19 protein-coding genes are annotated in these 19602 nt (G+C 40.9%); 7 read left to right on the top strand and 12 right to left on the bottom strand.

Annotated elements, in window-relative coordinates; translation table 11 throughout:
• Nucleotides 1-62: 62 nt before the first annotated feature.
• The 3 genes from AAEO50_RS05880 to yfcC form a co-directional block, all read right to left on the bottom strand.
• Nucleotides 63-902 (bottom strand): hypothetical protein, encoded by an 840-nt coding sequence (locus AAEO50_RS05880; protein WP_341981489.1) that lies wholly within the window; start codon nucleotides 900-902, stop codon nucleotides 63-65.
• Nucleotides 903-1008: 106 nt separating this feature from the next.
• Complete coding sequence (gene iadA, locus AAEO50_RS05885; RefSeq protein ID WP_341981491.1) at nucleotides 1009-2184, bottom strand: beta-aspartyl-peptidase; 1176 nt, start codon at nucleotides 2182-2184, stop codon at nucleotides 1009-1011.
• Nucleotides 2185-2312: 128 nt separating this feature from the next.
• A complete protein-coding gene (gene yfcC, locus AAEO50_RS05890; protein ID WP_341981493.1) occupies nucleotides 2313-3815 on the bottom strand; it encodes a putative basic amino acid antiporter YfcC in 1503 nt (500 codons plus the stop codon).
• Nucleotides 3816-3986: 171 nt separating this feature from the next.
• Between yfcC and AAEO50_RS05895 the strand changes: the two genes are divergently transcribed.
• Together AAEO50_RS05895 and AAEO50_RS05900 are read left to right on the top strand one after the other, a co-directional pair.
• The gene (locus AAEO50_RS05895) at nucleotides 3987-6029 is read left to right on the top strand and encodes a sigma-54 interaction domain-containing protein (protein WP_341981495.1); all 2043 of its coding nucleotides are present in this window, start codon (nucleotides 3987-3989) and stop codon (nucleotides 6027-6029) included.
• A 367-nt stretch (nucleotides 6030-6396) separates the two neighbouring features.
• On the top strand, nucleotides 6397-6927 hold the full coding sequence (locus tag AAEO50_RS05900) for a universal stress protein (RefSeq protein ID WP_341981497.1): 531 nt from the start codon (nucleotides 6397-6399) through the stop codon (nucleotides 6925-6927).
• Nucleotides 6928-6957: 30 nt separating this feature from the next.
• Here the strand turns inward: AAEO50_RS05900 and AAEO50_RS05905 are convergent, their stop codons facing one another.
• On the bottom strand, nucleotides 6958-7434 hold the full coding sequence (locus AAEO50_RS05905; RefSeq protein WP_341981499.1) for a helix-turn-helix transcriptional regulator: 477 nt from the start codon (nucleotides 7432-7434) through the stop codon (nucleotides 6958-6960).
• Nucleotides 7435-7603: 169 nt separating this feature from the next.
• On the bottom strand, nucleotides 7604-8848 hold the full coding sequence (locus AAEO50_RS05910) for a dicarboxylate/amino acid:cation symporter (protein ID WP_341981501.1): 1245 nt from the start codon (nucleotides 8846-8848) through the stop codon (nucleotides 7604-7606).
• A 364-nt stretch (nucleotides 8849-9212) separates the two neighbouring features.
• Between AAEO50_RS05910 and AAEO50_RS05915 the strand changes: the two genes are divergently transcribed.
• Nucleotides 9213-9641 carry a phosphatase gene (locus AAEO50_RS05915; protein ID WP_341981503.1) on the top strand — a complete coding sequence of 143 codons (429 nt, stop codon included), beginning with the start codon at nucleotides 9213-9215 and terminating at the stop codon, nucleotides 9639-9641.
• Nucleotides 9642-9759: 118 nt separating this feature from the next.
• Here AAEO50_RS05915 and splB read toward each other — a convergent pair whose 3' ends face one another.
• The 3 genes from splB to AAEO50_RS05930 all read right to left on the bottom strand — a co-directional run bounded on the left by splB (nucleotide 9760) and on the right by AAEO50_RS05930 (nucleotide 12138).
• The gene (splB, locus tag AAEO50_RS05920; protein WP_341981505.1) at nucleotides 9760-10788 is read right to left on the bottom strand and encodes a spore photoproduct lyase; all 1029 of its coding nucleotides are present in this window, start codon (nucleotides 10786-10788) and stop codon (nucleotides 9760-9762) included.
• An 11-nt stretch (nucleotides 10789-10799) separates the two neighbouring features.
• On the bottom strand, nucleotides 10800-11045 hold the full coding sequence (locus AAEO50_RS05925) for a transcriptional regulator SplA domain-containing protein (RefSeq protein ID WP_341981507.1): 246 nt from the start codon (nucleotides 11043-11045) through the stop codon (nucleotides 10800-10802).
• Between the two features lie 169 nt (nucleotides 11046-11214).
• Nucleotides 11215-12138, bottom strand: coding sequence for a phosphotransferase enzyme family protein (locus AAEO50_RS05930; RefSeq protein WP_341981509.1), 924 nt, complete (start codon nucleotides 12136-12138; stop codon nucleotides 11215-11217).
• Nucleotides 12139-12204: 66 nt separating this feature from the next.
• Here AAEO50_RS05930 and AAEO50_RS05935 point away from each other — a divergent pair, with 66 nt between their 5' ends.
• Entirely contained in the window at nucleotides 12205-13107 is a 903-nt protein-coding gene (locus AAEO50_RS05935; RefSeq protein WP_341981511.1) for an aldo/keto reductase family oxidoreductase, read from the top strand.
• A 45-nt stretch (nucleotides 13108-13152) separates the two neighbouring features.
• Here AAEO50_RS05935 and AAEO50_RS05940 read toward each other — a convergent pair whose 3' ends face one another.
• Both AAEO50_RS05940 and AAEO50_RS05945 read right to left on the bottom strand, forming a co-directional pair.
• On the bottom strand, nucleotides 13153-13341 hold the full coding sequence (locus tag AAEO50_RS05940) for a Fur-regulated basic protein FbpA (protein WP_341981513.1): 189 nt from the start codon (nucleotides 13339-13341) through the stop codon (nucleotides 13153-13155).
• A gap of 149 nt (nucleotides 13342-13490) precedes the next feature.
• On the bottom strand, nucleotides 13491-13820 hold the full coding sequence (locus AAEO50_RS05945; protein WP_341981515.1) for a hypothetical protein: 330 nt from the start codon (nucleotides 13818-13820) through the stop codon (nucleotides 13491-13493).
• Between the two features lie 229 nt (nucleotides 13821-14049).
• On the opposite strand from AAEO50_RS05945, the gene AAEO50_RS05950 reads away from it, so the two are divergent.
• The 3 genes from AAEO50_RS05950 (at nucleotide 14050) to AAEO50_RS05960 (ending at nucleotide 17057) form a co-directional block, all read left to right on the top strand.
• Nucleotides 14050-15336 (top strand): GntP family permease, encoded by a 1287-nt coding sequence (locus AAEO50_RS05950; RefSeq protein WP_341981518.1) that lies wholly within the window; start codon nucleotides 14050-14052, stop codon nucleotides 15334-15336.
• A gap of 133 nt (nucleotides 15337-15469) precedes the next feature.
• Nucleotides 15470-16246 (top strand): 3-hydroxybutyrate dehydrogenase, encoded by a 777-nt coding sequence (locus AAEO50_RS05955; RefSeq protein ID WP_341981520.1) that lies wholly within the window; start codon nucleotides 15470-15472, stop codon nucleotides 16244-16246.
• A 175-nt stretch (nucleotides 16247-16421) separates the two neighbouring features.
• Nucleotides 16422-17057, top strand: a complete 636-nt coding sequence (locus tag AAEO50_RS05960) for a YitT family protein (RefSeq protein ID WP_341981522.1) — start codon at nucleotides 16422-16424, stop codon at nucleotides 17055-17057.
• A gap of 60 nt (nucleotides 17058-17117) precedes the next feature.
• Here AAEO50_RS05960 and AAEO50_RS05965 read toward each other — a convergent pair whose 3' ends face one another.
• Both AAEO50_RS05965 and AAEO50_RS05970 read right to left on the bottom strand, forming a co-directional pair.
• Entirely contained in the window at nucleotides 17118-17462 is a 345-nt protein-coding gene (locus AAEO50_RS05965; protein WP_341981524.1) for a hypothetical protein, read from the bottom strand.
• Between the two features lie 372 nt (nucleotides 17463-17834).
• Entirely contained in the window at nucleotides 17835-19247 is a 1413-nt protein-coding gene (locus AAEO50_RS05970; RefSeq protein ID WP_341981526.1) for a SpoVR family protein, read from the bottom strand.
• Nucleotides 19248-19602: the final 355 nt, after the last annotated feature.

Raw genomic sequence — 19602 nt, forward strand, 5'->3', positions numbered from 1 at the left:
CCTTCCCGCGTCTCTTGGTGGTTTTTTCCTCCGCCTGAAGTCTGATGGCGCTTCATCCTCCCCTAAAAATGAAGGAAAAGTTCATTCTCGATCTTATTATTCACTGTCTCCCATGATGATTGATCACGTTCAATATGAATCCAATCCACGTTGGCTTTTGTCAAAATAGACTTTTCAAGCTTTACACGATGCGTCAGGTAACTGATAACCCCGTCTAAATCATTGGTTAGATCATGATTCATTCCATATGTCTGTTTTGTGTAGTAGTCTCTCACGAAATTGAACCACTGCTCTGAACGTTCCGCCATTACATGTTCAAATGCTTTTTTGATATCACTCGGCTCCAAGTATATAACCAGAGGACGATACTCCTTCACTTCCTTAAGGAGATCCAGCACGAATGATTCAATGTAGTCTTCCGGCAGGTCATTCCTTGCACTAAGGAACGTAGTCGGATTCTGAAGAAGACTACAATCCAATATGTAAACATTATCCGTGCTGGCAAGTATTTTGCTGAACTGTTCCCATTTATTTTTAATAAGGGCAGTATAAATTACAGGCTCCTTGTTGTAGATATCATCCTGGGAGATTTCATTTATGATACCCTCTGGGAATCCGTTACTTTCTGCCATTTTTGCATAATGAGCCAACACTCCATACTCAGTTCGCTCACAATAAAATTGCAAACCGTTCGCTGACTCACTATTATTTCTTTCAATAGAAGACAACTGCACTTCAGACAGCAAAGCGACTCCCTCATAATCCGCAGGCTGATCCCCGTCCCCTTCTATGTATGCTTTTACAGGGATGCCTTTCTCCTTCAATAATCTTGAAATCATTTGGACTGTAGATGTTTTCCCTGCACCCGGTATCCCTTCCACAATAATAACCCTTCCACTCATCCCCATCTCTCCTTCAACCAATATAATCCATTTTATCATTTGAAATGACTAATGAAAAAAGAATGACATACGAATATGCCATTCTTTTCATACATACAACCATAAACTATGATTCAAACGTACCTTTTACGATTGCCTCTCCTTTCGCTACCATGACTTTACCTTTGGCCAATACCGTCTCTACATTAAATGAATCCTTGTCCAGAAGGACCAAATCTGCATCCTTTCCTGGCTGGACATGTCCTTTATGCTTTAATTTCAGTATCTTTGCAGGGTTGGAGGTGATCACCCTTATAGCAGTTTCAAGAGGGATCCCTTCATTCACAATCGAATCCCTCACCTCCCTATACAAACTCGAGACCTTTCCAATCTGAAGGCCGGCGAGTTCACCTTGATCATCAAATAGCGGCAAACTGGCCTGGCCATCGGATGTAAAGGTGATTTGATCTATCGGTACCCCTGCATCCAGCATACGTTTTAATGCCCTGCTGCATTTAACTTCCCCATCCTCCAGAAACTGAGGGATCGTGCTTGTAGTAAAGTCGACGTATCCTCCCTTTAGAGCATATTCAATTCCAGCCTCAAATAAATGGGAGTTACGATTGATATGGGTCGGATAGAACTGTTTTCTCGGTATATCGGTGGTTTCAATCACTTCTTCGATCAGTTTCAAATGATCCCGGCTGTCACCGACATGGATATTTACGATGCCTGACTTTCCAGAAAGCATCCCTCCTATACGTGCAGCGGAGGCGATCTTCGCAAGTTCATTGACTGTTGGCTGAGAAGACCTATGATCAGCGATCGCAACTTCTCCGACGCCGATGATTCGATCAACCAATATGATATCATCCTCGATTTTTCCAGTAAGAGTCTTAAGAGGCACCTGATATGAGCCGGTCTGGACATAACAAGTGATCCCTTCCTCTTCCAGGGCCCTTGCCTTGGCAATAAGACTTGGCATCGTTCTGGTGGTGCCGTCCGTGCCGATTACACCGATCAATGTCGTGATACCCGAAAGAGTCGATTGGCTTAATTGTATTTCAGGTGTCCGTGTCTTGAAGCTCCCTTCACCCCCGCCGCCTATTATATGTACATGGGAATCGATAAATCCCGGAACCACATATTTCCCTTCCGCATCAATAACCTCAATATCCACGAAATTTTTCGGAAGGTCTATTTTCTTTTCGATAAAACCAATTTTGTCATTCACTATTAAAATATCTCTTTTTCCTAAGTAGTCTGGAGCGTATACTTCTCCGTTTTGAATCAATGTCAGCATGATGTCTGCTCCTTTCGCAACCAATGAAGTTAAAAGTTAAACTATGGTTTCATTCTGGATATACAATGTATTTTGCATGGCCCAACATAAGTCATGAACCATCAGAATGATGGGCCAGCAATATCCCATCAGAAATTAATTAATGATGCTGTGACCACAAAGACCGATGACAGGATGAATAGGATCAGCATGAATTTAATGATGAATTTAACCCATACACCCCAATCCACACGTGCAGCTCCCAGAGTGCCCATTAAGGCGGCAGAGGTAGGAACGAGTATATTCGTCAATCCATCTCCTAATTGGAACGCAAGTACAGCAACTTGACGGGAGACACCTGCTATATCTGCAAGGGGGGCCATCAGGGGCATCGTCAAAGCAGCTTGCCCAGACCCTGAAACAACAAAGAAATTAAAGACTGATTGGAATAAATACATGCACCAGGCAGATATTGCCTGTGGAAAATCCCCGACAACCTGTCCTGCACCGAAAAGAATGGTATTCAGTACAGAAGGTGCATCCGGGGCATCCCCTCCAAGGATAATCACAATCCCTTTCGCCATGCCAACGACTAATGCTGCCGGCAGTAAATCTTTTGCACCGTCAATGAATCCATTGGCTACGTCATCCCATGACATGCTGTTCAGTTTAAATAGAACACCGATGATCCCTGCTGCAATTCCTATCGTAAAGAATTGGGTTGCGATTTCAGGAATATAGTATGCGTGTTCAACTACTCCCCAGATAATCCAAGCGATCCCTGCTGCAACAGTGATGATGACAAGGGAATGCCCTAAAGTGAATGTTGTATTTAAATTCTTCACTTTTCCTTCGTTACGGAAATATTCATCAGAAGTATAGGATAAACTTCTTTTTGGATCTTTTTTGATAGACTTTGCGTACTTCCATGTATATATGATACCCACTAATGTAAACACAGCCCACATCACGATTCGGAAACCTGCCCCGGAAAGTACCGGAACGCCGGATACTCCTTGTGCAATCGCTACCCCAAAAGGATTCATCCAAGATGTTGCAAAACCAATTTGAGTAGCGACATACGTGATCATGATTCCTGTAATTGCATCATATCCAATCGCAATCATAATCGGTACTAGAATCATGGCGAACGCGATGGCCTCTTCTCCCATTCCGAAAACTGCGCCCCCTAAGGAAAAAAGAAAAAACATGATGGGAATGATCAAGGACTCTTTTCCTTTTGTCCGTTCAATCACTTTCAGAATTCCCTCTTCTATCGCTCTTGTCTTCATAATTATTCCGAACGCGCCGCCAATGATCAAAATAAAGGCCACTACACCGACAGCTGACCCCCACTTGTCACCAGATACGAGTCCTTCAAAAACATAATTTAAAAACCCAATTCCGCCTCCCGGCTCAAAAAGACTCGTCCCTTCTCTGATTAAATTACCTTCTTCATCCTTCAGGTAACGGAAGGAATCAGGATCTAAAACGGTTTTGGTTTGTTCTTCCCCGTCTTTCATGTAGGTTAATTCTTCCGTTGCAAATTGTCCTTTCGGTACCACATATGTCAGAATCGCCGCTGCCAGAACGACAAAAAAGACAATGATAAATGTATGCGGCACTTTCCACGCTTTTTGTTCTTTCTCCATAACCAATCCCCCATTTTTCATTATTTTCTTTTTCATTATTACTCTTGCAAGTATTGTGCCAACCATAATTATCTGAAAATACAAACTTTGTATGCTATATTGGTTGTTAAGGGATGGTTAACGATATCAACCATATAACCCCTAAAATAAATTATATAAGGTGAGATTTGGATGAAACACGAATTAATTCTGCTGGCAGGAACTAAAGAAACAGAAAAAGCCCTTAAAAACCAATTACAGTCTGTTTTCAGGGATTTAATCTCGATAAAAAGTTTTGCTTGTGATGAGGGGATTTCTTCCTTCTTCACTAAAAAATTGATTGTTTATTCATCTTCCCTGATTGAAGAAGAAGTTCATGATTATATCGATCACTCTTCCTGTACCATCATCAAAGCAAGAAGGACTGTCAATTATGAATATATTGACCGTATTTTTGAGCTTCCGTACGGTAAGAAAATCCTTTATGTAAATGACTTTGTCAAGACAGCACGTGAAGCTGTTTCCACCTTAAAAAGATTAGGAATCGATCATGTAGACTACATCCCTTATTCCCCCGGTGAAGAAATTGCCTATGATGTTGATACAGCCATCTCCCCAGGGGAAACTGCACTGATCCCTGACTCGATACCAGTGAAGATTGATATCGGAGTACGGTTGATCGACCTTAATACCATCACAAGAATCATTCATCACTTTAAGCTTTCAGAACAAGTAACCTATGATATCACCGACCGGTATACGAAAAAGATTATAGAATTGAGTCAGAGACTTGGAACGATCAATCGAAAAGCCAATACTCTCAATAAGTTTTTGAACAGGGTAGTAGATGGGGTAAATGACGGGATATTGGCTTTTCAGGAACAAGGTGGAGAAATCACTGTTTTCAATGAGGTGCTTGAGCAAATGCTTGGGATGTCGGCATCCAGCGCTAAGGGAAAAAAACTCACTCGCTTGTTCAAGAACATTGAACTCACTCATTTCTTAACCTCTATGGAAGATGAAGATCAGAAGTACTTCACTCTAAGACAAAAAAACGTGATGGTATACCGCTTCCGTATGAAGTCTGAAGGCGTCATTGTAGCCACATTCAAAGACCTGGAAGAAACCATTGAGATGGAAAAGGTGCGCAAACGGGAATTGCAAAGAAGCGGACATATTGCTAAGTATACGTTTAATAGTATTTTAGGCAGCAGTCCCGTCATTTCTGAAACCATTTCAATTGCCCGTAAACTCGCCAGGAGTGAGCTTCCTGTATTAATCATTGGAGAGACAGGGACAGGGAAAGAATTATTCTCAAGCGCCATGCATAATGAATCATCAAGATGTACGAGCCCGTATCTTGCTGTAAACTGCAGTGCTCTATCTGAGGACCTGCTCGAGAGTGAACTCTTTGGTTACGTAGAAGGAGCATTCACCGGAGCTTTAAAAGGCGGAAAAAAAGGATTATTCGAACAGGCTGACGGCGGGACATTATTTCTCGATGAAATCGGTGATATCAGCATGAAGCTTCAAACCCGTTTGCTGAGAGTGCTTGAGGAAATGGAAGTCAGAAGGATTGGGGGGAACAAAAATATCCCAATAGATGTACGAATCATTACAGCTACCAATAAAGACTTGGCTAAACTCATCGCAGAAGGAACGTTCCGGGAAGATCTCTACCATCGATTGAAAATATTATCTTTAACGCTGCCGAGCTTACGTGAACGTGCTGAAGATATTCCTGAGTTGATTAAATACTTTCTCCATTCCGAACAAAGCAGAATAACCCAAGTTGATCAAGAATTGTTGTCTGTGTTAAGTCAGGCAAAATGGACAGGAAATGTCAGGGAACTAAAAAACACACTGCTGTACATGATGACCATCTCCGAGGGAGACCGATTAACAACTGATTTATTACCCAAAAACGATCATAATTTTTTGAAAAACGATCACACTAAGAATATTAAAGCATTTTCCTTAACACAAACAGAAGAATATCGTAACATCCTTTCTGTATTGACCGGATGGTATAAAGAAGGAAAAAGAGCAAGCAGAGAAAAACTTTCTTCTGACTTAAAAGGTACTTCCACTCCTCTGACAATCCAGCAAATCAGGACCCGACTAAGTGAACTTCAAAAGCTTGGCTATGTTGTCGTTTACAGAGGAAGAAAAGGCACTGAAATAACGGAAGCCGGATCAAAATGGGTAAAAGATAAGGAAGAATGTTTCAAGTAGAAAGCAACCGGGTAACAATACACTAACCGGTTGTAAAAAGTTCAAAAACATACTATTGATAACTATAAGTCGAGGTGAATCACATGTTACGTACAATCCTAATGGTCATTGGTGCAATTGTAGTAATTGGCTGGATTATCAGCATGCTATAATAATTAATTTTAAATTAAATAGCTATTATACGTTTTATAAGCAAGTAATAAAGAAAGAGCAGGATAGATCTTCCCCCTATCCTGCTCTTTCTTTGGTTATTTATAAAAAAATAAAAAAACTAATAAGCAGAGGAAGTTTACTGCGATTTATCACAAGTGATTAAATAGTAATAAAAACGGGTAAATAAAATATATCCTACAAATGAGGTGATCATATGTATAAGCACATACTAGTAGCTTATGACGAAACTGACGGCAGTAAAAAAGCTTTAGATGAAGCGTTAAAATTAACTAAATTATCACCAGATACAAAACTTACAATCCTTTATGTTTCAGAAGAAAAAGGGACAACAGAAACACGTGATAACTATACCCCCACTCATGCAATTGCTGATACAGCTCCTGGATTCGATAACCAGTACATGGGGAATTTATCTGCATCCCGCGATGAAAAATTGAACTCTAATAGGGGAGGGGATAATAATCAAGGAATAACGGCACCATCCTCTTCTCACGGGGTATTAAGAAACGTAAAAGAAAAATTAAACCCTTACCAGCTGAACATTAACTATGTTCATTTATCAGGTTCAGAAGCAAAGAGGATTTGTGAATATGCCAAAGAAAACAATGCAGATCTCGTTCTGGTAGGCAACACTGGAAAGTCAAATTTAAAAAAATGGGTGCTAGGCAGCGTCAGCGAAAAAGTTGCTCATAACTGCGAAACAAGTGTAATGCTTGTAAAATAATATAGATTTTAAAAACAGGAGGAACCTTTTTCAAGGTTTCTCCTGCTTTGTTATAGGCTCATTTGAAATTTCATCAAATCGAAAATAAGATTTTTCTTCATCAAAGCTGCTGTAAATCCGATAATCCCCCCGATCCAGTATCCGGTAATGTTTACTGAAAAGATTTTGCTGAAGGACGTACCCTTCATTTTTCTTTATTTCTTTCCACCAAACTTTCCCGCCGAGCGTTTTTTCTTTACGAAAGTCCACTCCCTCACGTGCAATCGTCTCAATTACTTCAAGCGGTTCTCCACCTAAACTCGATGTCAATGTTTCGTTGTCTCTAAACAATGCACAAATAGCAATTACTGCTGTCCAGCTTGCTTCCACCCTTCCTTTTTCAATTTGCACGAGGGTCTTTTTAGACAGACCAATCACATTTGCCATTTTTTCTTGTGTATAATCAGCCTCCGTCCTGATCAATCGTAACTTATCTGAAATGATACGGATAATTTCTTCTTTACTCATGAAAACACCTGCTTTTCTTAACTTAGTGTAATATTACACTAAGTTATTTTCCCTTTTCAAGAAATATCAAACATTCCTACACGGCCCGTTATTAAGTAAATCTCCTTTTATGTTCATTAAACCATAAAAAAAGAAGATAATCGCCGACAAAGCGATTATCTCCTGAGTATTAAACGTCTCCTCTTTGTTCCTTAATTGTACGCTTTTTCTCACTTTCAGAAACAAACAAGGCACACGCTGCATCACCTGAAATATTAATCGATGTTCTTGCCATATCAAGCAAGCGGTCGATACCCAGTATCAGGCCGATTCCTTCCACAGGAAGACCGACAGAACTTAATACCATTGCAAGCAGGATGAGTCCAACACCCGGTACACCGGCTGTACCGATACTTGCAAGAACCGCCGTCAGCACCACTGTGACTAACTGCTCGAGGGTCAGGTCGATCCCATAAACCTGAGCGATGAAGACTGTAGCCACACCTTGCATGATCGCTGTTCCATCCATGTTAATTGTAGCTCCCAAAGGCTGAACAAATGAACTTACTGGTTTGGATACCTTTAATCGTTCCTGTGCCACATCCATCGATATCGGTAATGTAGCATTACTGCTGGAAGTACTGAACGCCACGCTCATGGCAGGACTGAAATTCTTGAAGAACCACAGCGGATTTTTCTTGGCTAGCAATAACACGGTGCTGCCGTAAGTGATGATTGCGTGAATGATCAATGCTGCTAAAACAACGACAAAATACAGCCACATCGCTTTAAGGGCGCTCATCCCCTGGCTGCCGATAGCAGATGCGATAAGCCCGAATGTTCCATACGGAGCAAACTTCATCACTAGCGTCACAAGATACATCATTAAATCATTACCCTGCTCGACCAATTTCAAGATTCCTTTAGTCTTTTCACCGAGTGCCGTCAGACCCAAACCGATGAAAATGGCAAATGCAATGATTTGAAGCATATTCCCTTCCGTCATGGCGGTCAAAGGATTTTTCGGGATAATGTTCATGATCGTCTCCCCTACCGGAGGAGCTTCATCAGATTTGAATTCTTCAGCTTGATTCTTGTCGATCCCCTCAACTAAACCAGGATCTACAATATTGGCCAGTGTTAAACCGATTACAATGGCAATACATGTGGTTACCAGAAAAAACACAATGGTTTTTAATCCTATTCTTCCAAGCTTCTTTGGATCACCGAGACCGGCAGAACCTAAGACGATGGATAAGAATACGATCGGTACGACCAGCATACTGATCAAATTCAAAAATATCTTTCCTAGCGGAGTAAATAAATAAGGATCCAATATATCAAATAAATCTTTTGCAAATATATTTAGAGCCAGACCTACCAAAGCCCCGAGAATCAAGGCAAGGATAATCTTTGTTGTTAAATTGAATTTCATTGATGTACCTCCTCGTCCAAAATATAAACAGCCATTACAAAAATTGCACAAAACAATATACAGATGTTTACCCTCTAATAAAAAATCTAAACCTACAATTTGACGACACTTTTCATTTCGTTTTACAAAGCCTTATGAATTTCCCCTTTTTTATTATACTGATTTATTTAAAAATTAAATTAGTTTCTCCCTAATTTCAATCTTTTCTACTATGTAAAAATCGTTTCGTTACATAAAAAAAGGGATTTATTAAACACTTTTTCCTATTAAATATTTTCCAGAAACTTTCATTGCTATTATTGATTACAGGACAAGATATCGGGTAAATAGTAATAACAGCATGAAAACAGAAAGGAACATAACTATGAATAAAACTGTATACTTTCTTTCAAGCAGCCAGCAGCGCGGTTTGATTGCTGAAGGCTGGGCAGGAAAACTGTCTGTTTCAAACTGGTCTTTCAAAAGTGCCGGGTGGGTTGATGAGAACAATCATGAACTATCCGTCCTTGCAATGAAAGAATTATGTATTGATATTAGTTCATTCCGCCGCACACAAATTGAAATACCTGATTTAACTCAAGCTGCTGTCATTATTAAGATTCACGACACTGAATATGATGAGGACATCCGTTTACCAAATGAATTAGAAGAGAAAGTCATACATTGGAATCTTCCGAATCCAAGGAAGCGTTCTAAGGACCAGGTGGAAGAATGGGCAAGTTATCAGGAAATTTGTGATGAAATAGCTTTAAAAGTAAAAAGCCTTGAAGCAATCCTTCCCCAATTCAACTGAGAGGACTGATGATCATTTCACACCAAATGATATCAGTCCCTTTTTTTATTTCTTTTAAACGTACTCCATAACACTTTTAACATATCCAACGAAAAGCAAACGAAAAGCAGCAGTACCCTTAAGTAAAATACTCCAATTTGGCTTGCGGAAAAAATTTTTCCATATAAGAGAACAATTGGTCTTTCAATTCCTGTTCTTCATCTTTTTGATAAATATATTTTCCGATTCCGTATTTTCCCCACTTGTATCTTCGCTCTTCTTCATTTAATTCGAGCTTCGTCATCGGATAATTTTTTTCGATTACCCGTTTTGCCGGTTTCGTGAATCGGTGCTGAATGAATTCGAAGGTCAAATCTTCCTTGGCTTCTGGAGGAAGGTGCTGATTTAGATGTTCGAACATTTTCCTATACCCTTCCTCCCAACCTTCATGGATGTAGATCGGAGCAACAATGAATCCGAGTGGATACCCTGCACGGGCCACTTTACCGGCAGCCTCCAGACGTTTATCCAGAGGTGACGTGCCCGGCTCGAAATTTTTGATGACATAGTCAGCGTTTATGCTGAATCTGAATCTTGTCTTGCCATTATGCTTGGCATCGAGTAAGTGATCGACGTGATGGAACTTTGTTACAAACCTTAGTTTGCCATGCTCTGATTCACCAAAATGTTCGATTGCGCGCTTGAGGGTATGGGTAAGATGATCCACACCTACGATATCAGAAGTACACGCTGCTTCGAACCTTGTGATTTCCGGTGCCCGTTCAGAAATGTAACGATCTGCAGACTCTAAGATTTCATCTACGTTCACATATGTCCGGATGTACGGCTTACTTCCCATCGTCGTTTGCAAATAGCAATAATGGCAATGACCCATACAGCCGGTGGCAAAAGGAATGGCATATTCTGCAGAAGGTTTCGAGGTATCGAATTTCAATGTTTTCCTCACACCCACCACCAAGGTCGACTTCGCTATTCTGTATTTCTGGAAGTGATTATCCCCCGGAAGGTTTCTCACCTGATTATGAGATGTGGTATAACGTATTTCCACATCCATGCCTTCAAACTTTTCTTTGAGCTTCTTCCCCAATGGATACTCTAATGCACCTGGTTCAAAGTAGACCAGCTGCGGGATAAATGGTTTAACCATGCTGCATCATCCTAAAGATCCCCAAATGATTGATTATATACCTCTTCGGCTTCTGCTTCCGAAGGATATACTGCCAATTCATCTGTTAAAGGATAGTAGGTTTCATATAAAAACAACGCTAACTCATCCGGGTTTTCCGGATTTTTGACGACTGCCGCTTCTTGAACATTTGCAACACTTTGAGTATGGGGATTTCGGTATATAACGTAAACGACGTCTCCCGCAGCATAGGGGAGATTCTGACTGTTTAAATCCATCCTGTTTTCACCTTCTCATTTCATCTTATATAAAGAACCCATTGCCTTCATTTTTTCTCAGATGGTGAAGAATTATAATGGTAAAAGATGTTTCGTGTTTTCTTTCTCTGGGTTAGCCTGAGGAACTCAATTGACAAAACCTGTTCAGCTTAAGAGTTAACAACTTCAGTTAAATGTCGGTAACTATTTCCTCAAATTCTGTTTTGCCTACTAAATCATTAATTCTTCTTACATAACAGGCAGCTTCCTGCTCTAATCCTTGCCGGGAGTAATAAAGCGTATATTGAAGAAGGAATACAATGATCAGCGGCGGCAAACATATTACTTCTGCATCACTTAAATGTTGCCTGCTGGTATATCCATTTAATAATCGGTTAATCTTCCTGGAAGGAAACACGAATTGCCCGTCCATTGCCGAGTCTCTCAAGATGCTTGTGATCAAATATGCGATATCTGCCACACGGGGTGATTGTCTGACTTTCTCGAAATCAATTAAACCGCTGATGATGCCTTCTTCATCCCATAAGACATTACGCAAATGAACATCGCTATGTACAAGCTGGAGAGGCAGTCCCCCAAACAAGGCCTCACAAGGTGCAATCACCTCATACACTCTGCCGGCCCAGTCATTCAATCCATGAATATTGACGGAAAGCCAGCTTTTCAAATTCCCATAAACATCCCAGATAACTGTATTTTCTTTTATTGGACACGCATTTAAAATGAAGTGGTACCATGCCAAGTTTTCACCCAGTGAGAAAAATTGTGCAGAATCCATCACCTTGGAGCTCATAGGTGAAGCACCCTCGAAAGAAGCATATAAAGAGTGATACCCCTCACCCATGGCGATGAATGCTTCTTCGTGCTTTGTTAAAAGAGGGGTTTCAGCTGGAAATCCATTATTCACCAAATACCGTGTGATACGGAACTCTTCCATACGCTCGGTGAATGAGGAATGTTTTCTGTTTTTCAAGTAATAGGTGTTATTGTGAGACGTGACCTTTAATACGGTGGGATGAAGGATTTCTATCGTACTATTCTCAAGATTCCAGTTTGATAAAAGTTCTTTCATTTTCAATTCAATCCACAACATAGTAAGATACAATTTAGTATTACTTATTGTCAGAGACTGCATACTAAAAGGAAATGGGGTTTACATATGGAACGAATAAAAATAAGTCAAGATGTATCATTTTCACGAATCGTACATGGACTGTGGAGACTTTCAGAATGGGATCAATCCAAGGAAGAAACATTGTCATTGATTCAATATAATCTGGAAAACGGCATCACTACATTTGATCACGCGGATATTTATGGATCATACTCATGTGAAGAGATATTCGGGGACGCTCTTTCACTGGAACCTTCTCTCAGGGAGAAGATGGAGATTGTCACTAAATGCGGCATCGTTCTTCCGTCCAAAAATCGTCCTCAAAATAAAACGCATCATTACAATACAAGCAAAAAGCATATCTTGTCTTCTGTGGAACAATCTTTAAAAAATCTGCGTACTGATTACATTGATGTATTACTTATACACCGCCCCGATCCCTTCATGGATGGAGAAGAGGTTGCAGAGGCATTTATTCAGCTCAAGGAACAAGGAAAAGTCCGTCATTTCGGTGTATCCAATTTTAAACACCATCAATGGAATATGCTGCAGTCATTCCTGCCATTCCCGCTAGTGACCAACCAGATCGAATTATCTGCTTATCAGCTTGAAAACTTTGAAGATGGCACACTCAATCTCTGTCAGGAAAAACGGGTCGCCCCTATGGCATGGTCGCCGCTGGCAGGCGGGAATATTTTCGCTTCTCAAGAGGAGAAAGCTGTCCGCCTTCGTGAAACGTTAAAGAGAATCCAGGGAGAAGTCGGTGCAGAAGGAATTGATTCCATTCTCTATGCCTGGCTGTTGAACCACCCGGCAAAGATCATGCCGATAGTAGGTTCAGGTAAAAAAGATCGAATACAAAGAGCAATTGACTCTCTTAACCTTGAATTGAATCATGATCAGTGGTTTGAAATACTTCAAAGCTCCATGGGACATGATGTTCCTTAAAAAAATTCACTAAAAAAGACGATCCTTTTTGAAGGTTCGTCTTTTTTAACTGATTAAGTCATTATTACTTACATAATACTCGATATATACTTCCTGAAGTTCACTCATTGATAACTCATAAAGCTGTTTGCCAAAATATTTATAAACACCTATTCTCAAAAGCTGTTGTATATAAAAGTCTTTTTTCATTTCAGGTGAATTCAGATTTGTTGTTTTACTTTCTTGGTGCAGCATTTTTTCATCCCTCCATTTGAGGATATACCCCAATTCAAGATAATGTTAAACCAACGGCCATATTTTCCAGAATTTACTTTTATTAATCAGCCCTCAATGGTTCGAAATAAAAAAAGCCCAGGTTCATTATACCTGAGCTGTTACTACTCTTAATTCTGTTGAAGCTGCTTTTTCCTATCACGCTTTATGAAGAAATCAAGCGCTACCCAGAAAACGACTGATACGATTGCAAAATAGGCAATAGCAAAATAGATATCTTCCGTTTTCCATTCAAGCTTGGGAATTATAAGACCTAAACTGCCTGATACTACATAATAAACTCCAATCAACTGTAGATAGAGCTTTCTTGGTGCTTCTATATTCTCCAGATAGCCTTTTCCTGCTTTTCCAAAGAAAATAGCTATTCCTCTCAAAATAATATAAGCAGAAAAGGCTATGATAAGAGCTACAACAAACTCTTGGTTAAATACGTCTGCCATATACTTTCTCCTTTCCGACCATCCGCTTCTCACTATACATCCCTAACCCATGGGGAATGGATGATAGTGTAATCCTTTTTAAAGGATAAACCCATTATTAGTAATTTTCAAGTAAATACTTCTTATATTTTGGACAATTTCTTGTCTTTTTTATTTGTGATCATTAATAACTCACATAAAGCATGACACTATTGGGAGAATAAGTACAAATGATTATCCGAGGTGAATTATGACTAGCATTATTATTGGATTACTCCTGCTAATGTTTCTGGCGTACTTAGGCTGGTCCATCATATGGATTGCCCCATTGGTCGCAGGATTGGTTGCGCTCATGAGCGGTCTTGATCTACTGCCTGCATATACAGAGACCTATATGACCGGCTTTGTTGATTTTGCGAAAGAATGGTTCCCCGTTTTCCTATTTGGAGCGATTTTTGGAAAGCTTATGGAGGATGTAGGGGCTGCACAATCAGTAGCTTATAAAATCACGAACATTATCGGTAAAGACCGGGCGATTCTCGGGGTGCTGATTGCGGCAGCTGTATTAACTTACGGGGGTGTAAGTTTATTCGTTGTCGTATTTGCCATCTACCCATTGGCCATTGCGATGTTCAGGGAAGCGGATATTACCCGCAAGCTGCTTCCGCCCACTTTTGTGCTGGGCGCTTTTACATTTACAATGACTGCCCTGCCGGGTACGCCGCAGATTCAAAACCTGATTCCAATGGAATACTTTAAAACGACACCGACAGCTGCTCCCATCATCGGGATTGTCGGTGGACTTATCATGGCGGCAGGCGGGTATTTTTATTTAAGATGGCGTCAGAGTATGTTTACGAAAAAAGGGGATACTTTCACAGAGCCTAAAGGAGGAAATGAAGTAAAGGAAATCAATCAGGAAGAGCTTCCTAATTTCTATTTATCTTTTTTACCCCTTCTGATTGTGGTAGTCACCCTGAACGTTTTTGATTGGAATATACTTACTTCGTTAATGGTTGGTATCCTTTCGATTCTTCTGATTAACATTAAACATTTCAAGAAATTCATCCCTTCCATCAATGGAGGTGCCAAAGGATCGGTCATGGCAGTCATCAATACAAGTGCCGCTGTCGGGTTTGGGGCTGTGGTTACAGCTGCTCCCGGTTTTAAGACACTTACTAACCTGATACTGGGCATTAAAGGGAATCCGGTTATTTCAGAAGCGATTGCCGTCCAGGTCCTCGCTGCTATCACCGGTTCCGCTTCCGGAGGTATGGGGATCGCACTCGAAGCGTTAGGAGATAAATATTATGAGTTGTCACAGACATCAGGGATCAGTGCCGAAGCCTTTCACAGAATCGCTTCCATCTCTTCCGGAGCATCCATCCTTCCCCACAACGGAGCACTCCTGACGTTATTCGCTGTGACCGGACTGACCCATAAAGACTCTTATCTCGATGTAGCAGTAGTCGGTTTATTGATTCCGACCATAGCTGAAATTGTGTCTATCATTTTAGCGAATATGGGAATTTATTAATCAAGTTCTCTTTTCGGATAATTTGTTGGTTTATCCATAAGAAAAACCAGAGATTTGGTAGTTTAAACGTATACCGATTGAGTAAACAGCTGTTAGTTAAAAATCTTATTATGTATATCGGAGGAATTTGATTATGGTAAATGAAAAAGTTGTATTCATCACCGGGGCTGCCCGCGGAATCGGATTTGAAATCGGTGAACATTTTGCCCAAAACGGTGCGAAGGTTGTTTTATCTGATATCAACCAGGAGGGACTTGATGAAGCAGTTGAGGAATTAAAGGGCAGAGGATTTGATGCTATTGGAATCAAGTGCGATGTGACAAGTGAAGACGATGTCAAAGCAGGAATCGATAAAACGGTTGAGCATTATGGACGAATTGATGTATTGATTAATAATGCCGGCATACAGCATGTCGCACCCATCGAAGAATTTCCCATTGAGAAGTTCGAGCTGCTTATTAAAATCATGCTGACTGCCCCATTTATCGCGACAAAATTTGCTTTTCCCCATATGAAAAAGCAAAGATTCGGCCGCATCATCAATATGGCCTCTATTAACGGGCTAATAGGGTTTGCCGGGAAGGCTGCTTATAACAGCGCCAAGCATGGTGTCATTGGTCTGACAAAGGTGTCTGCTCTTGAAGGTGCAGAACACGGCATTACAGTAAATGCTATGTGTCCGGGGTATGTGGATACACCTCTCGTCCGCAACCAGCTGCAGGACATCTCATCTACCAGAGGAGTGCCCCTGGAAAAGGTGCTTGAAGAAGTCATTTATCCTCTGGTACCTCAAAAGCGTTTGCTATCTGTCGAAGAAATCGCTGATTATTCAATGTTCCTGGCAAGTGACAAAGCAAAAGGTGTGACAGGTCAGGCGGTCGTTTTGGATGGCGGGTACACCGCACAATAAAAATTAGGGCGCTTCCAATAAGTGCCGACTAGTGAATCGGATCAGAATGCTGATCCGATTTTTTGTGTGCAACCGGAGGACGTAAACAAAACTAGGAAAACTGTCTGTTTTCACATAACTGTTTTCATTGTAAAATACTGTATAGATATAGATTGGTTCAGGAATAGGAGAAGCTATGAAAATTCATTGGCAATTAAGCTATTTCATAATTGGATTACTCATTTTCAGCTATGGCATCAGTTTGTCGATCAGGGTGCAGTATCTGGGGATCCACCCTTGGGATGTGTTGAACATTGCGTTGTTTGAAAAAATCGGGCTGACGATAGGAACGTGGAATATTATCATCGGAGCTGCCATGATTATCGGGACACTCCTCTTAAAGGGGAAATACGTCCGGGTTGGGACGATCATCAATGGAGTCATGGTAGGTGTGCTCGTGGACTTTTTTCTTTTCTTTAACTTGATTCCTCCTCAAACGAACTTATTCTTCGATATTGTTCTTCTCCTTTCAGCAATAGTCTTGATGGGGATTGGCGGAGGATTGTACTCTGCGGCCCACCTGGGGACGGGACCGAGAGATGGTTTCATGCTGACGATTTCAGACCGGACGGGACTCTCTATCAGCTCTGTAAGAATCATCTGTGAATGCTGTATCTTGCTGATCGGACTTCTGCTTGGCGGCCCTGTCTTTATCTTTACATTTGTTTATACTTTCATCCAGAGTCCCATTTTCCAGAAGACCTTTCTATCTTTCACACGCATGCTGGAAACACGATTTCCCGAGTCTGGCCGGAGTATGAAAGCCGGTTGATTCCATATGAAAGCAGTAAAAAGAACAAGCAGCCGCGGCTTGTTCTTCCGTTCGAATACTCTATGTCATTTCACAGGCGACCAAACCGTATTGCTGATATGGATCGAGTTGTTTTATAAATTGAAACAGCTCCTGCACCTTATCGTCTCCCATATCCCTTTTATAATAGTTCTCAAGCAGCGCTAGGATTTCATTTGGATACATAGGGCACGTATGACTTCCCCAATCCGTCTGTTTCCCTTCAATACGTTTATAGTAAATATCGTCCAACACCGAAAAAAACAAATCATATCCTTTAGGAAAAAATCCGCTTATTCGTTTAGGATAATTATGATTCCAGTCGCCTCCCTCATAATGAAATGTCTCATCGGTCAGGTCCCCAATAAACACTTCAACATCTGCCATATCTTTATCCCCCTTATCCCAATCTTGATTACTATTATATATAAGCCTGTCCATGTGATTTAGAACACGAAATGGAGCCATTTTTCTGAGACCCGCCCAGATTGCATTAATGCTTCAACTTGAAGTCTAAAAAAGGATGCTGACTTTACATTTCTTGTTAAAGTCAGCATAATTGAAAATAATGAAGCATAAATTCAAAAAAGTCAGCATATATTTAAATTTTTCAGCATATATCACAAAAAGTCAGCATAAAACGAAAAAAGTCAGCATAAATGAAAATCTGTTCAAAAAGATTTACCCACAGAATACTAATAACGATCATAGTAAAAGAAAAAACCGATCCCTTCAAAAAGAAATCGGTTTTCCACTGAATTACAGATACTTTCTCTGTACACTCCGGCCATCGTATGTGAATAGCATATCGCGGTTTTCGACATGAGTTTCAATATGAACCGGCCTTCCCCATAGACGGTGAAGATATGGCAGCACTTTTTCCAAATACTTGATATCAAGCTCCACGTCTTCGTACCAGTGCTTAAGATAAAGCTCCCCGCTCTTCATATAGTCCCCATCATTGACTGTTATATATGGAAACCCGCCATTAACCCTCATGCCAACAAGCTGGTCCCGTACAGCAGTCCATTCTTTATCTACAATCTTATAATCCTTTCCTTGCTTCTGGAAGAGATACATATCCTCTCTCATCACAAGATCTTTCGTTAAATAATTGCGTAAGAAAGATATGTCAGATTCAATTTCCCGGACCTCGAACATTTTATCTTTTCCTGAATTTGGTTTCACGCCCCGTTTCTTCATTTCTTCCGTCGGATTGTCATATCGCTCTTCAATATCTTCAAAAATCTTCAGCCCAAGGTAATACGGATTGATTCCTGTACGGGATGGCTGTACGACTCCGGCATTCAGCTTCGCAAATTCAATCGCTTCACCGCTCGTAAGATCCATTTCACGGATAATCCGCTGATGCCAATAAGAAGCCCACCCTTCATTCATAATCTTGGTTTCAAGCTGCGGCCAGAAATACAGCATCTCTTCCCTCATCATTGTCAGGATGTCCCTTTGCCAATCTGTCAATTCACGGCTGTATTGCTCGATGAAAAGAAGGATATCCTTCTCTGGCTGCGGCGGAAACTTCTTCTTCACCTTTTTGGTCTGACGATTTTTCGGTTTCTCATCAAGCGACCATAAATCATCATATGGAGTGACTGGATTCACCTCTTCTTCCACCCACTCCACATCATCCATCGTCCATGAAAGCTTCGGTCTCATTAAGGAAGGATCAATATGTTCATCAATGGCAAGGACTGCATCGAGAAAATTCTCCACTTCCCGCTTCCCATGTTCATTTTCATATCTTCTAACACGGTCGGCTGTTGCGGACATGCTTTCAACCATATCACGCTTTGTATTTTGAAATCTGACGTTGTTCTTAAAGAAGTCGCAATGCGCCAATACATGCGCAACGATCAACTTATTTTGAATCAATGAGTTGGAATCCAATAGAAATGCGTAGCATGGATTTGAATTGATGACTAGCTCATAAATTTTACTCAGTCCCAGATCATATTGTAGCTTCATTTTGTGAAACTGTTTCCCGAAGCTCCAATGTGAGAAACGAGTCGGCATCCCGTAGGCACCAAATGTATAAATAATGTCAGCAGGACATATTTCGTATCTCATCGGATAAAAGTCGAGGCCGAATCCGGTAGCTATTTCAGTAATTTCACCAATCGCTTTCTGCAGTTGCTTTTGTTCCTCTTGGTTCATGGTCATCCCCCTCTTTATACTCTTATCACAATGTATGAGAAGAAGAGCTGATTCATGAGAAGAAAAGGAGTCTGTATTTACTGATTAAGATATCAGGTAGTGTTGGGTTTTAAACACCGCAGTTGATTTCCGTGCAAGACTTCGCTTTCCGCGGGCGGCCCGTGAGCCTCCTCGGTCGTACCTCCCTGCGGGCAGAAAAGCGGAGGTGGCTCGTTCAGAGGCGACAAGCATAAGACAGGGCAGCCATAAAGGCGCTCTTTGCCTTTTTGGATGGCATGGCTTATGTCTCGAGCCTCTAGCCTCCGGAACTGGACAGGTCTCACATTGGCCACTTCTCCCGCAGGAGTCTTCGTCT

Origin of the sequence: Rossellomorea oryzaecorticis (genome assembly GCF_038405515.1) — a bacterium.
Lineage (GTDB): Bacteria > Bacillota > Bacilli > Bacillales > Bacillaceae_B > Rossellomorea > Rossellomorea oryzaecorticis_A.